This window comes from Streptomyces sp. NPDC006733, from assembly GCF_040636125.1.
Lineage (GTDB): Bacteria > Actinomycetota > Actinomycetes > Streptomycetales > Streptomycetaceae > Actinacidiphila.
Map to the genome: position 1 here is coordinate 90,321 of NZ_JBEYJD010000005.1, position 16,740 is coordinate 107,060.

Below are 16,740 nucleotides of genomic sequence, written 5' to 3' on the forward strand. Positions count from 1 at the left end.
ACTCCTGGGAGTGAATCGGATTAGTACGTGTAGAAGCCCTGGCCGCTCTTGCGGCCCAGGTCGCCGGCGTCGACCATGCGGCGCATGATCTCGGGCGCGGCGAACTTCTCGTCCTGCGACTCCGCGTAGATGTTGCCGGTGGCGTGCAGCAGGATGTCGACCCCGGTCAGGTCCGCCGTGGTCAGCGGGCCCATCGCGTGGCCGAAACCGAGCTTGCAGGCGATGTCGATGTCCTCGGCCGACGCGACCCCGGACTCGTAGAGCTTGGCCGCCTCGACGACGAGCGCCGAGATCAGCCGGGTGGTGACGAAGCCGGCCACGTCGCGGTTGACGACGATGCAGGTCTTGCCGATCTCCTCGGCGAAGGCCTTGGCCGCCGCCAGCGTCTCGTCGCTCGTCTTGTAGCCGCGCACGAGCTCGCACAGCTGCATCATCGGCACGGGCGAGAAGAAGTGGGTGCCGACGACGCGCTCCGGGCGCTCCACGACCGCCGCGATCTTGGTGATCGGGATGGCGGAGGTGTTGGAGGCGAGGATGGCGTCCTGGCGGGCGATCTTGTCGAGTGCCCGGAAGATCTCCTGCTTGATCTCGATCCGCTCGAACACGGCCTCGACGACGATGTCGGCGTCGGCGACGGCTTCCAGGTCGGTGGTGGCCGTGATCCGGGCGAGCGCCGCCTCGGCGTCCTCCGCGGTCATCCTGCCCTTGGCGACGAACTTGCCGTACGAGGCCTGGATGCCCCCCAGACCGCGGGTGAGCGCCTCGTCCGTGACGTCACGCAGCACCACGTCGTAGCCGGCTGCCGCCGATACCTGGGCGATGCCGGAGCCCATGAGGCCGGCTCCGATGACGGCGAGCTTCTTCGCCACGACACACACCTTTTCGTTCGGGGATTCTGGCCGGACCTTAACGCCCGCTCACACCCCGGCGCAGCAGGAAGAGAGGCGGGTCACTCTGTGTCTTTCGTCGCATAGTTGAGGATCTCGTCGCTCAGCAGGGCTTCCATGGCGTCCAGTTTGACCAGGACCCGCCGCGAGACCGCGTTGGGCTCGCCGTCGTCGGCCATCTCGCGGCCGATGGTGCGCATCACCGTGTTCTGCAGCCAGGCGATCTGACCGGCGACCAGTTCCGGCATCAGATCGCCCCGCTCCGCGCCGGTTTCCCGCTCCAGGGTGCGCGCCAGGTCGTCCTGCGCCAGGTTCTGCATCCGCCAGATCTTGGCCATCAGCAGGGGCGAGGCATGACAGATCCGCATGAACCCGGCGTAGCCGGGGATCAGGCCGAGCGCCGGCGAGACCATGACGAGTTCGTCACGCAGCGCCCGGACGACGGCCCCGACCGCGGACTCTCCGGGCCGCCGGCCGCGCACGATGCCGGAGAGCCGCTCGACGACCTCGTCGTGCCGGTCGAAGAACAGGTCGGCCTTGTCCGGGAAGTAGTTGTAGACGGTGTTGACCGACACGTCGGCCGCGGCCGCGATCTCGGCGATCGTCACCTCGTCGAAGCCGCGCTCCAGGAAGAGCCCGGTGGCCACGTCGGAGATGTACTGCCGGGTCTGCCGCTTCTTGCGCTCGCGCAGCCCTTCGGCACGCCCGCCGGTACGCCCTCCGGCGTCGGTACGCCCTCCGGCTGCCGCCCCGGCCTGCCGCCCCCCGGCTCGCGCTGTCCCGTCGTCCATCCCCGCATTCTAGCTTCGATGGCATCTCACCAATTTTGGAGTCATTGCAATTTTTCCATGACTCTGATTTTCTGGCGGCATGCCGACCCCGATCATCAGGACCGCCGGGCTCGCCCGGACCTTCCAGACCAAGCGCGGACCGGTCGAGGCCGTCCGCGGCATCGATCTCACCGTCGAGCGCGGCGAGATCATCGGCTTCCTCGGGCCCAACGGCGCGGGCAAGACCACCACCCTGCGGATGCTGACCACGCTGCTGGCGCCCACCGGCGGCAGCGCCACCGTCGCCGGGTGCGACCTCGCCGCCGACCCCCGCGGGGTGCGCGCCCGGATCGGCTACGTCGCCCAGTCCGGCGGCGTCGACCCGGCCGTCCCGGTCCGCGAGGAGCTCGTCACCCAGGGCCGGCTGTACCGGCTGGGCAAGGACGAGGCCGCCGCCCGCGCCACCGAGCTCGCCGGCCAACTCGGCCTCGACGGGCTGCTCGACCGCAAGTGCGCCGCCCTGTCCGGCGGCCAGCGCCGCCGCCTCGACCTCGCCATGGGCCTGACCCACCGGCCCGAGATCCTCTTCCTCGACGAACCGACGACGGGGCTCGACCCGGGCAGCCGGGCCGACCTGTGGGACCTCGTGCGCACCATCCGCGCCGAGCACGGCACGACCGTCTTCCTCACCACCCACTACCTCGACGAGGCGGACGCCCTCGCCGACCGGCTGGTGGTCGTCGACCACGGCCGGGTCGTCGCCGAGGGCACGCCCCGGGACCTCAAGGCCGAGCACGCGGGCTCGCCGGCCGCCACCCTCCAGGAGGCGTTCCTCGCCATCACCGGGCGCAGCGCGCCCGAGGACACCGCACCCGTCGCCGTCTGATCCCGCCGCCGTCCGATCCGGAGCCCCGCCATGCCACCCACCAGCACCGCACCGATCACCGCGAACAACGCGACCACCGCCACGACCGCCGCCCGGCTCTCCCGGCTGCTGTCCGACACCGGCCTGATCTTCCACCGCTCCCTGCGGCAGACCGTGCGCTCCCGCCTCGGGCTGGTCTTCGGCCTGCTCATGCCGCTGCTCTACCTGGTCCTGTTCGGACCGCTGCTCCAGGACCTGCCGCTCGGCGGCAGCGGCGACGCCTGGCAGACCCTCGTCCCGGGTCTGCTGATGCAACTCGGCCTGTTCAGCGCCGCCTTCTGCGGCTTCGCCATCCTGATCGAGAAGCAGCTCGGGATCGTCGAGCGGATGCGGGTCACCCCGGTCAGCCGGCTCGCCCTGCTGCTGGGGCGCACGCTGAAGGACGTGCTGCAGCTGTTCCTGCAGTCGCTGGTCCTGGTGCTGGCCGCGGTGGCGATGGGCCTGCGCACCTCGGTCCTCGGCGCCGTCATCGGCTTCCTGTTCACGGCACTGCTGACGATCTCGCTGGCCTCGCTGTCGTACGCGCTGGCGATGCGGGTCGACAGCCCGCAGGAGTTCGCCCCCGTCGTCAACACCGTGAACATGCCCGCGATGCTGCTCTCCGGCCTGCTGCTCCCGATGTCGCTGGCGCCCCGGTGGCTGGACGCCGTCTCGCACTTCGTGCCGTTCCGCTACCTCGTGGACGCCGTCAGGGCCGCCTTCGTCGGCGACTACTGGTCGGGCGCGGTCGGCGTGGGCGCGCTGGTGGCCGTCGTCTTCGCGGCCGTCTCCGTGACGGTGGGCACACGGGTCTTCACCCGGGCCGGTGCGTGACTACGCTCGGTCGCATGGTCAATCTGACGCGCATCTACACCCGCACCGGCGACACCGGTACGACCGCCCTCGGCGACATGAGCCGCACCGCCAAGACCGACGTCCGGATCTCGGCCTACGCGGACACCAACGAGGCGAACGCCGCCATCGGCGTGGCCATCGCGCTGGGCTCGCTGCCCGCGGACGTCTCCGCCGTCCTCACCCGAGTGCAGAACGATCTCTTCGACGTCGGTGCGGACCTCGCCACCCCGGTGGTCGAGGACCCGAAGTACCCGCCGCTGCGCGTCGAGCAGTCGTACATCGACAAGCTGGAGGGCGACTGCGACCGCTTCCTGGAGGACCTGGAGAAGCTCCGCAGCTTCATCCTGCCCGGCGGGACGCCGGGGGCGGCCCTGCTGCACGCCGCCTGCACCGTGGTCCGGCGGGCGGAGCGCTCGACGTGGGCGGCGCTGGAGGAGCACGGCGAGACCATGAACGCGCTCACCGCGACGTACCTCAACCGGCTGTCGGACCTGCTGTTCATCCTGGCGCGGACGGCCAACAAGGAGCGCGGCGACGTGCTGTGGGTGCCGGGCGGCGAGCGCTGAGCGCAGGGAGCCGGTCGCGCGTCAGCGGGCCCCGGCCGGGTCGCGCTTCGGCCAGATCGTGTAGCTGCCGGCGATGACCAGGTTGACGCCGGTCACCATCGCCATCCGCAGCTGCCACTGCCGCAGCGCGTCCGTCCGGTCCGCGTCGCCGACCGCCCAGACGGCCGCCTGCAGCAGGGCGGCGGCGATGACCGCCGCCAGCGCGGTCCTGGCGAGGATCCGCCACTCGTGGGCGGCGCGCGCGCTGCCGTACTTCGGTGCTCCGGCGGGCTTCGGGCCGCCGGCGAAGCGGTGGGCGAAGTGGCCGTCGGCCCACGCCACCATGGAGGGGCCGTAGGCGACGGAGAAGCCGATGTAGGCGGCGGCCAGCCCGTGCTTCCAGTCGGCGGTGGCGCCGCCGCGCAGGTCCAGGACGGTCGCGACGAGCAGCACCACGTCGACCACCGGCACGCAGGCCAGCACGACCGCACCGGCCTTCGGCCGCCGCAGCGGGTAGCGCAGCACGAGCCCGGCCGCGAGCACCAGCCAGAAGCCGATCTCGCACGCGACGATCACGCTGATGATCATTTCCTGGCACCTTTCGTGGACTCCCCGCGGTCCCCTCCAGCCTCCCGGGTGTCGCGCCCGGTCGCGTCGTCGCCCGTGACGATCCGCGCCTGCATCCTTCGATGTACCGCCCGAGGTACCGCCCTACGACCGGCAGACGACGCCCGCACCCCTCGCCACGTGCTCTGATGGAGCCATGCCGCTGACGCTCCCCCGCCCGCACCCGGTCGACGTGCGCATCGCCGCCGCCGGGCTGCTGGGCGGGCTGGTGATGTGGTCGTTCGGCCTCTACACGTACTCGGGCCGCGGCCCGGACGTGCCGCCCTGGGCGACGCTGCTGCCGCTGGCGGTCATGGCCGGCTGCGAGCTGCTGCGCCGGGTCAGACCGGCGGTGGCGATCCTCACCGGCGTCGTCGCGCTCTCCGCCGACATGATCCTCGGCTCCCTGCTGGTCACCGTCCTGATGTTCACCGACGTCGTCTACGCGGCCGTGCTGTACGGGCCGAAGCGCATGACGCGGTCGGTGCCGGCGGTGAGCATCGTCGTCACGTCGGCGATCACCATCACCCTCGCGCTGACCCAGCGCAACGCGCAGGCGCTGTCGGGCGGCCTGATCTGCGCGCTGATCTCGGTGGCCCCGGCCTGGAGCGGGATCATCGTCCGCCAGCACCGCGACACCGCGGACGCGGCGACGCTGCGGGCCGAGCAGACGACGCTGCTGGCAGAGCTGGACCGGCGGCAGGCGGTGACGGCCGAGCGGGCCCGGATGGCGCGGGAACTGCACGACATGGTCGCCAACCACCTCTCCGCGATCGCCATCCACTCCACGGCGGCGCTGTCCATCGACCGGCGCGAGGGCCCGGCCCGCGACGCGCTGGGGGTGATCCGGGAGAACAGCGTCCAGGGGCTGTCCGAGATGCGCCGGCTGATCGGGCTGCTCCGGGACACCGAGGGGAACGCGGTGCCGGCCACCGCGCCCACGCTGGAGGCGCTGGACGCGCTGCTGGAGCACGCCCGCACCGGCGGCGCCGAGAGCGGGCAGACGTTCGTCCTGCGGGACGACCGGCCGCCCGGCGCTCCCCCGCTGACCACCCCGGTCGAGCTGGCGGCCTACCGGATCGTGCAGGAGTCGCTGACCAACGCGCTCAAGCACGCGGCGCCCGGCGAGGTCCTGGTGCTGCTGGAGGAGGACGAGCGGGCGCTGGTCGTCACGGTCGCCAGCCCGTTCGGCGACCGTGACGGACCGCGGGCGCCCGGTTCGGGATCCGGGCTGATCGGCATGCGGGAGCGGGCCGAGCTGCTCGGCGGCTCCTTCGCGGCGGGGCTGGAGCGGGCGGTGCGCGGTGACGGCAAGGTATGGCGGGTACGGGCGGTCCTGCCCGTCGACGGTGGGGGAAGAGACAGATGATTCGCGTGGTGGTCGCCGAGGACCAGAGTGCCGTGCGCGCCGGGCTCGTGATGATCCTGCGCTCCGCCCCCGACATCGAGGTCGTCGGCGAGGCGGCCGACGGCGAGGAGGCGGTGCTGCGGGCCCGTGAACTGCGCCCCGACGTCGTGCTGATGGACATCCAGATGCCGCGGCTCGACGGCGTCGAGGCGACCCGCCGGGTGGTGGCCGAGCAGCTCGCGGACGTCCTGGTGCTGACCACGTTCGACCTGGACGAGTACGTCTTCGGCGCGCTGCGGGCCGGCGCGGCGGGGTTCCTGCTCAAGGACACCGACGCGGAGCGGCTGCTGGAGGGGGTGCGGCTGGTCGCGCGCGGCGACGGGATGATCGCCCCGGCGGTCACCCGCCGGCTCATCGGGGCGTTCGCCGGACAGCCCGCGAAGCGGTCCGCCGACCCCGCGCTGCTGGACGTGCTGACCCCGCGCGAGCGCGAGGTACTGGCGTGTCTCGGCAGCGGGCAGTCGAACGCCGAGATCGCGGTACGGCTGGAAATGGCCGAGGCGACGACGAAGACGCACGTCAGCCGGATCCTGGCGAAGCTGGAGATGCGCAGCCGGGTGCAAGCGGCCGTTCTGGCCCAGGAATTGGGTCTGGTCCAGACCTCTTGACCTATGGTCCAGACCTTTCTACGCTCACTTTCGTAACAGGTGGTGAGCGGACCATGACAATCACGCGATGAACGACCGCGGGACGACTGTCGGGCGTGCTCTCCGGGCGGCGCAGGTTCCCCACATTCCCCCCCGACCTCGAGGAGCACCCTTGAGAACAGGAACCGCACAGCTCTTCCGGCGCAGATTAGCCGCGGTCGCGACCGCGCTGCTGCTCCCCCTGGCCGCGATCGTGGGACTGGCCACCCAGGCGAACGCGGCCGCGTCCGTCACCGCGACCTACGTCAAATCGTCCGACTGGGGCACCGGGTTCGGCGCCGGCTGGACCGTCAAGAACACCGGGACGACGACGATCACCTCGTGGACCGTCGAATGGGACTACCCGACGGGCACCTCGGTCACCTCCTTCTGGGACGCGACCATCACCCACACCGCCAACCACTGGACCGCGAAGAACGTGGGCTGGAACGGCACCCTGGCGCCCGGCGCCAGCGCCAGCTTCGGCTTCAACGGCGCGGGCTCCGGCAGCCCCAGCGGCTGCAAGGTCAACGGCGGCTCCTGCGACGGCGGTACGGTCCCGGGCGACAACCCGCCCTCGGCCCCTGGCACCCCCACGGCCAGCGGCATCACCGACACCTCCGCCACCCTCACCTGGACGGCGGCCACCGACGACAAGGGCGTCAAGAACTACGACGTCATCCGTGACGGCACCACCGTCGCGACCGTCACCGGCCTCACGTACACCAACACCGGTCTGACCGCGGGCACCGACTACGTCTACACCGTCAAGGCCCGCGACACCATCGACCAGACCGGCCCCGCCAGCAACGCGACCATCGTGCACACCACCGGCGGGGGCGGCCCCGACCCCGGCGGCACGTACGCCAAGGTCGGCTACTTCGTGCAGTGGGGCATCTACGGCCGCGGCTACACCGTGAAGTCCCTGGTGACCACGGGCGCGGCGGCGAAGCTCACCCACATCAACTACGCCTTCTCCAACATCAATCCGACCGACCTGACCTGCATGAACGGCGTCACCAAGGCCACCAGCCCCAACCCGCAGGACCCCAACCAGGGGGACGGCGCCGGTGACTCCTGGGCGGACTACGAGAAGGGCTTCAGCGCCGGCGAGTCCGTCAACGGGACCACCGACACCTGGGACCAGCCGCTGGCCGGCAACTTCAACCAGATCAAGCAGCTCAAGGCGAAGTACCCCAACCTCAAGGTCAACATCTCGATCGGCGGCTGGACCTACAGCAAGTACTTCTCCGACGCCGCGAAGACCGCGGCCTCCCGGCAGAAGTTCGTGCAGTCCTGCCTCGACATGTACCTCAAGGGCAACCTGCCGGTGACGAACGGCCGCGGCGGCCCCGGCGCCGCCGCCGGTGTCTTCGACGGCATCGACGTCGACTGGGAGTGGCCCGGCTCGCCCGACGGGCACGCCGGCAACCACTACTCCACCGCCGACAAGGCCAACCTGACCGCGCTGCTCGCCGAGTTCCGAAGCCAGATGACCGCCCTGACGGCGACCACCGGCAAGAAGTACCTGCTGACCGCGTTCACCCCGGCCGACCCGAACAAGGTCGACCTGGGCTGGGACATCAGCGCGGGCGGCATCTTCAAGTCGATGGACTTCGCCAACGTCCAGGGGTACGACTTCCACGGCTCCGGCAGCGACAACAGCTGGGAGCCGAACCGCACCGGCCACCAGGCCAACCTGTACACCGACGCGCAGGACCCCTACAGCACCCACTTCAGCGTCGAGGTGGCCGTCAACAAGTACCTCAACGCCGGGGTCAACCCCCGCCAGCTCACCATCGGCCTCGCCTTCTACGGGCGCGGCTGGCAGCAGGTCACCGACGGTGGCGTGCACGGCGAGTGGCAGGCGGCCAACGGGGCCGCGCCCGGCCAGTTCCCCGAAGAGGCCGGCACCCGCGGCTACAGCAACCTGATCGCCTCGGTCGGCGGGCTCACCGTCTACCACGACGAGCAGTCCGTGGCCACGTACGGCTACACCGGGGCCAACGGCCAGTGGTGGAGTTTCGACGACACCTGGTCGATCGGCAAGAAGAACGCCTGGATCAAGTCGAAGAACCTGCTCGGCGCGATGATCTGGGAGATGTCCGGTGACACCGGCACGCTGATGACCGCCGTCGACAGCGGGCTCAAGTAAGGACCCCCCGGCCGGGGACCGACACGCCGCCCGTCGCCCCCGGCCGGGGACACGAAGAGGCCCTCGACCGCCGTGCACGGCGGTCGAGGGCTTCTCACGTCAGGACGGCTTACGCCACATTCACCCTCCCCCGGACTCCGTCCGGGGGTACCCCCATACAGCGAGGCCTCTTGTTCTAAGCCACATTGACTCGCTGGCCGGGCGGCGCCGCTTCCAGCCAGGCCAGGAAGCCCGTCAGGGCGTCCTCGCTCATCGCCAGCTCCAGCCGGGTGCCGCGGTGCGCGCACAGCAGCACCGTGGCGTCGGAGAGCAGTGCCAGTTCCTCCTGGCCCTGCGGGGGCCGGCGGCTGACCACCTCGATCGCGGGCCGGTCCAGCACGCGCCGCGGCCGGGGCGAGTACGAGAAGACCCGGAACCACTCGATGCGGTCCCCGCTGTAGCGGGCCACACCGTAGACCCAGCCCTTGCCGGTGGACTCGACCTCGTCCCCGTCGGCGGGGGCCGGTCGCAGACTGCAGTCGAAGGTGCCGCCCGGGCGCTGGATCAGCCGTCGGCGCAGGCCGAAGACGAACAGTCCCAGCAGCGCCGCCGCCACGATCCCGCCACACACCTGAAAAGCGAGGATCACGCCCACCGACCTCCTCGCCTAGGAATGGCTACCGCTCTTACTGTGCCGGAGCCGCGGACCGCCCCATGGGCTGTCCGCGGCATCCAGGTGAATCCGCTCAGTGACCGCTCGCAACGGCGGCCAGCCGGACCTCCGCGCGCCGCTCGGCGGCGGCGTCGGTGTCGGCCTTGGAACGCTCCAGAGCCCGCTCGGCACGCGCGACGTCGATCTCGTCGGCGAGCTCCGCGATCTCGGCGAGCACCGAGAGCTTGTTGTCGGCGAAGGAGAGGAATCCACCGTGTACGGCGGCGACCACGGTGCCACCGTCGTTCGTACGGATCGTCACAGGACCGGACAGCAGCACACCAAGCAGCGGCTGGTGCCCCGGCATGACGCCGATGTCACCGGACGGGGTGCGCGCGATGACCATGGTGGCTTCGCCGGACCAGACACTGCGGTCCGCTGCGACCAGCTCGACGTGCAGCTCAGCCAAGACGGCTCCTCGGTTCGGCACCCACCGCTTCCGGCGGGTGTTGGGTCAAAGAATAGTGGAGGTTTCCCCGGCGTCGCCGCCAAGGGCCCGCTCCCGCGGGTGCGCGGGGGGTGAAAGGCGCTGTCCTACGCACCGTCCACCCCCCGCGCGTCCTACCGCCGGACTCAGCTGACGCCGAGCTCCTTGGCGTTGCGCACCAGGTCCTCGATACCGCCGCACATGAAGAACGCCTGCTCGGGGAAGTGGTCGTAGTCACCGTCGGCGATGGCGTTGAACGCCGTGATCGACTCGTCGAGCGACACGTCGGAGCCGTCCACACCGGTGAACTGCTTCGCCACGTGGGTGTTCTGCGACAGGAAGCGCTCGATCCGACGGGCGCGGAAGACGGTGAGCTTGTCTTCCTCACCCAGCTCGTCGATGCCGAGGATCGCGATGATGTCCTGGAGGTCCTTGTACTTCTGCAGGATGCCCTTGACGCGCATGGCGCAGTCGTAGTGGTCCTGCGCGATGTAGCGCGGGTCCAGGATCCGGGACGTCGAGTCCAGCGGGTCGACCGCCGGGTAGATGCCCTTCTCCGAGATCGGACGCGACAGAACGGTCGTCGCGTCCAGGTGGGCGAAGGTCGTCGCCGGGGCCGGGTCGGTCAGGTCGTCCGCGGGGACGTAGATCGCCTGCATCGAGGTGATCGAGTGACCGCGGGTCGACGTGATGCGCTCCTGGAGGATGCCCATCTCGTCGGCCAGGTTCGGCTGGTAACCCACCGCGGACGGCATGCGGCCGAGCAGGGTGGACACCTCCGAGCCCGCCTGGGTGTACCGGAAGATGTTGTCGATGAAGAAGAGCACGTCCTGGCCCTGAACATCGCGGAAGTACTCCGCCATGGTCAGACCGGCAAGCGCCACGCGCAGACGGGTGCCCGGGGGCTCGTCCATCTGGCCGAAGACCAGCGCGGTCTTGTCGATGACGCCGGACTCGGTCATCTCCTCGATGAGGTCGTTGCCCTCACGGGTACGCTCACCGACGCCCGCGAACACCGACACACCGTCGTGGTTGTTGGCGACGCGGTAGATCATTTCCTGGATCAGCACGGTCTTGCCGACACCGGCACCACCGAACAGACCGATCTTGCCGCCCTTGACGTACGGGGTCAGCAGGTCGATGACCTTGACGCCGGTCTCGAACATCTCGGTCTTCGACTCGAGCTGGTCGAACGAGGGCGCCTTGCGGTGGATCGGCCAGCGCTCCGTGATCTCGACCGTGGACGGGTCCACGTTCAGGATCTCGCCAAGGGTGTTGAACACCTTGCCCTTGGTGACGTCGCCCACGGGGACGGTGATGCCCGAGCCCGTGTTGGTCACCGGGGACTGGCGGACCAGACCGTCGGTGGGCTGCATCGAGATGGTGCGGACCAGGCCGTCGCCCAGGTGCTGGGCGACTTCCAGGGTCAGCGTCTTGAGCTCGCCGTCGTGCGCCGGGTCGGCGACCGTGACGTGCAGAGCGTTGTAGATCTCCGGCATCGCGTCGACGGGGAACTCCACGTCGACGACCGGGCCGATGACCCGAGCGACGCGGCCAGTAGCCGTGGCCGTTTCAACAGTGGTGGTCATAGTGGTTAGTCACTCCCCGCGCTAGCGTCGGCGAGGGCGCTCGCGCCACCGACGATCTCGCTGATTTCCTGGGTGATTTCGGCCTGGCGGGCCGCGTTGGCAAGCCGGGAGAGCTTCTTGACGAGGTCTCCGGCGTTGTCGGTCGCCGACTTCATCGCGCGACGGCGGGCAGCGTGCTCGGAAGCGGCGGCCTGCAGCAGTGCGTTGTAGATACGGCTCTCGACGTACCGCGGCAGCAGGGCGTCGAGGACGCCCTCAGCCGACGGCTCGAAGTCGTACAGCGGCAGGATCTCTCCCTTGGCGTGCGACTCCTCCTGCGCCTCCCGCGCCTCCGCGTCGAGGCTGAGCGGCAGCAGCCGGTTCTCCACCGGCGTCTGCAGCATCATCGAGACGAACTCGGTGAACACGATGTGGAGCTCGTCCACACCGCCCTCGGCCGTCTCCCGCAGCACCGACTCGATCAGCGGTGCGGCGATCGCCTTGGCGTCTCCGTAGGACGGCTGGTCGGTGAAGCCCGTCCAGGACTCCTCGACCTTCCGCTCACGGAAGTTGTAGTACGCGACGGCCTTGCGGCCGACGAGGTACGAGTCGACCTCCTTGCCCTCCGAGCGAAGCCGCTCGGTGAGCCGGTCCGCAGCCTTGATCGCGTTGGACGAGTACCCGCCGGCCAGGCCGCGGTCGCTCGTGATGAGCAGGACCGCGACCCGGGTGGGCGACTCGACCTCGGTGGTCAGGGCGTGCTGGGTGTTGGAGCCCGTGGCGACCGCGGTCACCGCGCGGGTGAGCTCGGTCGCGTACGGACCCGATGCCGCCACCTGGCGCTGCGCCTTGACGATGCGCGAGGCGGCGATCATCTCCATCGCCTTGGTGATCTTCTTCGTCGCGGTTACCGACTTGATGCGACGCTTGTAGACCCTGAGCTGGGCTCCCATGCTCAGCCCTCACCCAGGAGCTTGCCGTCCGACGTCTCAAACTGCTGCTTGAAGGTGGCAACGGACTCGGCAAGCGCCTGCAGCGTGTCGTCGGACATCTTCGCGCCCTCGACGATGCTGTTCATCAGACCCTTGTGCTCGCGGCCCATGTAGTCGAGGAGCTCCCGCTCGAAGCGGCGGATGTCCTCGACCGGGACGTCGTCCATCTTGCCGGTGGTGCCGGCCCAGATGGAGACGACCTGGTCCTCGACCGAGTACGGCGCGTACTGGCCCTGCTTCAGCAGCTCGACCATCCGCTTGCCGCGCTCCAGCTGCGCCTTCGACGCCGCGTCCAGGTCGGAACCGAAGGCGGCGAACGCCTCCAGCTCGCGGTACTGGGCGAGGTCGACACGCAGTCGGCCGGACACCTGGCGCATGGCCTTGTGCTGGGCGCTGCCGCCGACGCGGGAGACCGAGATACCGACGTTCAGCGCCGGGCGCTGGCCCGCGTTGAACAGGTCGGACTCCAGGAAGCACTGGCCGTCGGTGATGGAGATGACGTTGGTCGGAATGAACGCCGACACGTCGTTCGCCTTGGTCTCGACGATCGGCAGACCGGTCATCGAACCCGCGCCCATGTCGTCCGAGAGCTTCGCGCAGCGCTCGAGCAGACGGGAGTGCAGGTAGAAGACGTCACCCGGGTACGCCTCGCGGCCCGGCGGGCGGCGGAGCAGCAGGGAGACGGCGCGGTAGGCGTCGGCCTGCTTCGACAGGTCGTCGAAGACGATCAGGACGTGCTTGCCCTGGTACATCCAGTGCTGGCCGATGGCCGAACCGGTGTACGGGGCGAGGTACTTGAAGCCGGCCGGGTCGGACGCCGGAGCCGCGACGATCGTCGTGTACTCGAGAGCGCCCGCCTCCTCCAGCGCACCGCGCACGGACGCGATGGTGGAGCCCTTCTGGCCGATGGCGACGTAGATGCAGCGGACCTGCTTCTTCGGGTCGCCGGAACGCCAGTTGTCGCGCTGGTTGATGATCGTGTCGACAGCCAGGGCGGTCTTGCCCGTCTGGCGGTCGCCGATGATCAGCTGACGCTGACCGCGGCCGATCGGCACCATCGCGTCGACGGCCTTGAGGCCGGTCTGCATCGGCTCGTGCACCGACTTACGCACCATGACGCCGGGAGCCTGCAGCTCCAGTGCGCGACGGGCGTCCGTCTCGATCTCGCCGAGGCCGTCGATCGGGTTGCCGAGCGGGTCGACGACCCGGCCCAGGTAACCCTCGCCGACTGCGACGGACAGGACCTCTCCGGTGCGTCGCACCGGCTGGCCCTCCTCGATACCGCTGAACTCGCCGAGGACGATCGCGCCGATTTCGCGCTCTTCGAGGTTGAGCGCGAGACCGAGGGTCCCGTCCTCGAACTTCAGCAGTTCGTTCGCCATGGCCGAGGGAAGACCCTCGACCTTCGCGATGCCGTCACCGGCCTCGCTGACCGTGCCGACCTCCTCGCGCGAGGCGGCGTCCGGCTGGTACGACTGGACAAAGGTCTCCAGCGCGTCCCGGATCTCCTCCGGCCGGATCGTGAGCTCCGCCATCTGGGTTCCCTGCTCTCCTTGTTGGGCCCGAAGTTTCCTGCGGGTGCCTGGGGGTCGTCCCCGGCAGGCACCGCGCTACGGCCCAACTCGGGCCGCGGTCATGCTCTTGAGTTGGTGGCTGGTCTCAGCCGGCCATCCGCCGGGCCGCCTCTTCGAGGCGGTCGGCGATGGTGCCGTTGATGACCTCTTCGCCTACGCGCACCGTGATCCCGCCGAGGACCGTCGGGTCCACGTCGAGGTTCAGGTGCACCTGCCGGCCGTACAGCTTGGCCAGCGCGGCGCCGAGGCGCTGCTTCTGCTGGTCGGTCAGCGGTACGGCCGAGACCACCACCGCGACCATCCGATTACGGCGGGCGGCTGCCAGCTTGGACAGGGCTTCGAGCCCTGCTTCCAGGCTACGTCCCCGCGGGTGGGTGACAAGCCGGGCGACCAGCCGCTCGGTGACCGGGTTGACCCGGCCGTCGAGCAGCGAGCGCAGCAGCTCGGCCTTGGCCGAGGTCGCGACGACCTTGTCGGTCAGCGCGGCCCGCAGCTCACTGCTGGCGGAGACGATCCGGCCGAAGCGGAACAGCTCGTCCTCGACGTCGTCGAGAGCGCCGGTGCGCTGGGCGGCGACCAGGTCCGCGGCGTAGGAAAGCTCCTCCACCGCGTCCGTCAGGTCGCGCGACCGGGACCAGCGGGAGCGGACCAGGCCCGACACGAGGTCGAGGGTCTCTCCGCCGATCTGGTTGCCGAGCAGCTGCCGGGCCAGTCCCGCCTTGGCCTCGCCGGTCTTCGCCGGGTCGGTCAGGGCACGACGCAGCGATCCCTCGCGGTCGAGCAGCCCCGTGACGGAAGCCAGCTCTCCCCCGAGCTTCGCCGCGTCGACGGACGTGTTGTCCGTCAGCGCGTCGAGCTGCTCGCGTCCGGCGGCCAGCGCCTCGCGGCTCGCGCCGTTCATCGCGTGGCCTCGGCCTTCTCCTCGAGCTCGTCGAGGAAGCGGTCGATGGTGCGGCTCTGGCGGGCGGTGTCCTCGAGGGACTCGCCGACGAGCTTGCCGGCCAGGTCGGTGGCGAGCTTGCCCACGTCCTGGCGCAGCGCCTGCGCGGCTGCCTTGCGGTCGGCCGCGATCTGCGCGTGGCCGGCCGTGACAATGTCCTCGCGCTGACGCTGGCCTTCCGCACGCATCTCCGCGATGAGCGCGGCACCCTGCTCCTGCGCCTCCTGGCGCAGTCGCGCGGCTTCGTGCCGGGCCTCGGAGAGCTGCTCGCGGTACTGCTCGAGCGTCTGCTGCGCCTCGGCCTGGGTGGCCTCGGCCTTCTCCATACCGCCTTCGATGGCCTCGCGACGCTCGTCCAGAACCTTGTTGATGTTCGGGAGGAGCTTCTTGGCGAGGAAGCCGAAGACGAGGGCGAAGGCAATCAGGCCGATGATGAGCTCGGGGATCGGCGGGATGAGGGGGTTTTCCGCCTCCTCGGCCGCCATCTGTACCAGGGCGATCACATCAGTGCCTTCCGTCAAAGGGGCTAGTGCCGTAATCAGCTGGTCGGGTAGACGAACGGCATGACCAGACCGATGAGGGCGAGCGCCTCACAGAAGGCGAAGCCGAGGATCTGGTTGGCGCGGATCAGGCCGGCAGCCTCAGGCTGACGGGCGAGGGCCTGGGTGCCGTTGCCGAAGATGATGCCGATGCCGACGCCGGGACCGATGGCGGCGAGGCCGTAGCCGATCGAGCCGAGGTTGCCCTTGATTTCGACGCCAGCGGCGAGGGTCTGCGCGAGAGCGGACATGCCGGTTCTTCCTTCTCTTTCACGGACCGGTGGGGGTTGGCCACCGGACATCTGTTGGGCTGGGAGGCGCGGTGATCAGTGGTGCTCGGCGAGCGCGCCCTGGACATACGAGGTGGCCAGGAGCACGAAGACGTACGCCTGAACGGCCTGGATGAAGAGCTCGAAGGCCGTCATGACGATCGTCATGACGAACGAGACGCCCGCGTACGCGATGCCGATCCCGTTGAGCAGGTACCAGCTGGCGATCGTGAACAGCAGCAGCAGCGTGTGGCCCGCGAACATGTTCGCGAAGAGCCGGACCGCGTGCGTGAACGGACGCACCAGCACGTTCGAGAAGAACTCGATGGTCATCGACAGCGGCAGGACCTTGCCCAGCGACGGGTCGTAGCCGGTGATGTTCTTGAAGCCGCCCACGAGGCCGTGCTTCTTGAACGTCAGGTACATCCACAGGACGTACACGATCCCGGCCAGGCCGACCGGGAAGGCGATGATCGCCGTCACCGGGAACTGGGCGACCGGAATGATCGACCAGAGGTTCATGATCCAGACGAAGAAGAACAGCGAGACCATCAGGGGGACGTACTTCTCGCCCTCCCGCTTGCCGAGCGTCTCGTAGACGATGCCGCGGCGGACGAAGTCGTAGCCCGCCTCGCCCACCATCTGGAGCTTGCCGGGAATCATCTTCGGCTTGTTGAAGGCCGCCCAGAAGAACCCGACGATGAGCACGGTGCTCAGCAGGGCCAGCAGCATCGGCTTGTTGAAGTCGAAGCTGCCGATGCTGAAGATCGGCTCGAAAAGGAAGGAGTGCAGGCCGGGAGCCGGGAAGCCGCACCCGTCGAAGATGTGGCAGTTGGTCTCGAAGGCGAGAACCTGGTCAGCACTCACCGCGAGCTCCTTCAGCGTGGCGCATGGGTACGGCAACCTCGATGTGTCGGCGCGGCGTACAGCCACGGAACGGCACTGGACTGGTCTGGCAGAAATGGGGGCGGCTCATCGGCTTGG

Annotated in this window: 18 protein-coding genes; 6 read left to right on the forward strand and 12 right to left on the reverse strand. The window is 69.6% G+C overall.

The window, feature by feature from the left end; translation table 11 throughout:
• Positions 1–20: 20 nt before the first annotated feature.
• Positions 21–869: a 3-hydroxyacyl-CoA dehydrogenase family protein gene (locus ABZ721_RS06900; protein ID WP_358787539.1), complete on the reverse strand. Its 849-nt coding sequence runs from the start codon at positions 867–869 to the stop codon at positions 21–23.
• 80 nt (positions 870–949) lie between these two features.
• Positions 950–1,678 (reverse strand): TetR/AcrR family transcriptional regulator, encoded by a 729-nt coding sequence (locus ABZ721_RS06905; RefSeq protein ID WP_358787540.1) that lies wholly within the window; start codon positions 1,676–1,678, stop codon positions 950–952.
• Positions 1,679–1,757: 79 nt separating this feature from the next.
• Between ABZ721_RS06905 and ABZ721_RS06910 the strand changes: the two genes are divergently transcribed.
• From ABZ721_RS06910 to ABZ721_RS06920, 3 genes are read left to right on the forward strand one after another with little or no spacing between them, the layout of a single operon-like run.
• A complete protein-coding gene (locus ABZ721_RS06910; protein ID WP_358787541.1) occupies positions 1,758–2,543 on the forward strand; it encodes an ATP-binding cassette domain-containing protein in 786 nt (261 codons plus the stop codon).
• 30 nt (positions 2,544–2,573) lie between these two features.
• Positions 2,574–3,395, forward strand: a complete 822-nt coding sequence (locus ABZ721_RS06915) for an ABC transporter permease (RefSeq protein ID WP_358787542.1) — start codon at positions 2,574–2,576, stop codon at positions 3,393–3,395.
• A gap of 14 nt (positions 3,396–3,409) precedes the next feature.
• Positions 3,410–3,982, forward strand: coding sequence for a cob(I)yrinic acid a,c-diamide adenosyltransferase (locus tag ABZ721_RS06920; protein ID WP_358787543.1), 573 nt, complete (start codon positions 3,410–3,412; stop codon positions 3,980–3,982).
• A gap of 21 nt (positions 3,983–4,003) precedes the next feature.
• Here ABZ721_RS06920 and ABZ721_RS06925 read toward each other — a convergent pair whose 3' ends face one another.
• On the reverse strand, positions 4,004–4,549 hold the full coding sequence (locus ABZ721_RS06925) for a hypothetical protein (protein WP_358787544.1): 546 nt from the start codon (positions 4,547–4,549) through the stop codon (positions 4,004–4,006).
• A gap of 175 nt (positions 4,550–4,724) precedes the next feature.
• On the opposite strand from ABZ721_RS06925, the gene ABZ721_RS06930 reads away from it, so the two are divergent.
• From ABZ721_RS06930 to ABZ721_RS06940, 3 genes are all read left to right on the forward strand, one after another.
• On the forward strand, positions 4,725–5,936 hold the full coding sequence (locus ABZ721_RS06930) for a histidine kinase (protein ID WP_358787545.1): 1,212 nt from the start codon (positions 4,725–4,727) through the stop codon (positions 5,934–5,936).
• The gene (locus ABZ721_RS06935) at positions 5,933–6,583 is read left to right on the forward strand and encodes a response regulator transcription factor (RefSeq protein ID WP_358787546.1); all 651 of its coding nucleotides are present in this window, start codon (positions 5,933–5,935) and stop codon (positions 6,581–6,583) included. The genes ABZ721_RS06930 and ABZ721_RS06935 overlap by 4 nt, the downstream gene beginning before the upstream one ends.
• Positions 6,584–6,734: 151 nt before the next feature.
• Entirely contained in the window at positions 6,735–8,756 is a 2,022-nt protein-coding gene (locus ABZ721_RS06940; protein ID WP_358787547.1) for a glycoside hydrolase family 18 chitinase, read from the forward strand.
• Positions 8,757–8,931: 175 nt separating this feature from the next.
• Here the strand turns inward: ABZ721_RS06940 and ABZ721_RS06945 are convergent, their stop codons facing one another.
• From ABZ721_RS06945 to atpB, 9 genes are all read right to left on the reverse strand, one after another.
• Positions 8,932–9,384: a DUF2550 domain-containing protein gene (locus ABZ721_RS06945; protein ID WP_358787548.1), complete on the reverse strand. Its 453-nt coding sequence runs from the start codon at positions 9,382–9,384 to the stop codon at positions 8,932–8,934.
• Positions 9,385–9,481: 97 nt separating this feature from the next.
• Positions 9,482–9,877, reverse strand: coding sequence for a F0F1 ATP synthase subunit epsilon (locus tag ABZ721_RS06950; protein ID WP_358787549.1), 396 nt, complete (start codon positions 9,875–9,877; stop codon positions 9,482–9,484).
• Between the two features lie 143 nt (positions 9,878–10,020).
• A complete protein-coding gene (gene atpD, locus ABZ721_RS06955; protein WP_358787550.1) occupies positions 10,021–11,463 on the reverse strand; it encodes a F0F1 ATP synthase subunit beta in 1,443 nt (480 codons plus the stop codon).
• A 5-nt stretch (positions 11,464–11,468) separates the two neighbouring features.
• Positions 11,469–12,395, reverse strand: a complete 927-nt coding sequence (locus tag ABZ721_RS06960; RefSeq protein WP_358787551.1) for a F0F1 ATP synthase subunit gamma — start codon at positions 12,393–12,395, stop codon at positions 11,469–11,471.
• Between the two features lie 2 nt (positions 12,396–12,397).
• The gene (gene atpA, locus ABZ721_RS06965) at positions 12,398–13,969 is read right to left on the reverse strand and encodes a F0F1 ATP synthase subunit alpha (protein WP_277440138.1); all 1,572 of its coding nucleotides are present in this window, start codon (positions 13,967–13,969) and stop codon (positions 12,398–12,400) included.
• Positions 13,970–14,093: 124 nt separating this feature from the next.
• Positions 14,094–14,909 carry a F0F1 ATP synthase subunit delta gene (locus ABZ721_RS06970; protein WP_358787552.1) on the reverse strand — a complete coding sequence of 272 codons (816 nt, stop codon included), beginning with the start codon at positions 14,907–14,909 and terminating at the stop codon, positions 14,094–14,096.
• Positions 14,906–15,451 (reverse strand): F0F1 ATP synthase subunit B, encoded by a 546-nt coding sequence (locus ABZ721_RS06975; protein ID WP_358787653.1) that lies wholly within the window; start codon positions 15,449–15,451, stop codon positions 14,906–14,908. Before ABZ721_RS06975 ends, ABZ721_RS06970 begins: the two co-directional genes overlap by 4 nt.
• Before the next feature lie 35 nt (positions 15,452–15,486).
• Complete coding sequence (gene atpE, locus ABZ721_RS06980) at positions 15,487–15,738, reverse strand: ATP synthase F0 subunit C (protein WP_269277298.1); 252 nt, start codon at positions 15,736–15,738, stop codon at positions 15,487–15,489.
• Between the two features lie 75 nt (positions 15,739–15,813).
• The gene (atpB, locus tag ABZ721_RS06985) at positions 15,814–16,623 is read right to left on the reverse strand and encodes a F0F1 ATP synthase subunit A (protein WP_358787553.1); all 810 of its coding nucleotides are present in this window, start codon (positions 16,621–16,623) and stop codon (positions 15,814–15,816) included.
• Positions 16,624–16,740: the final 117 nt, after the last annotated feature.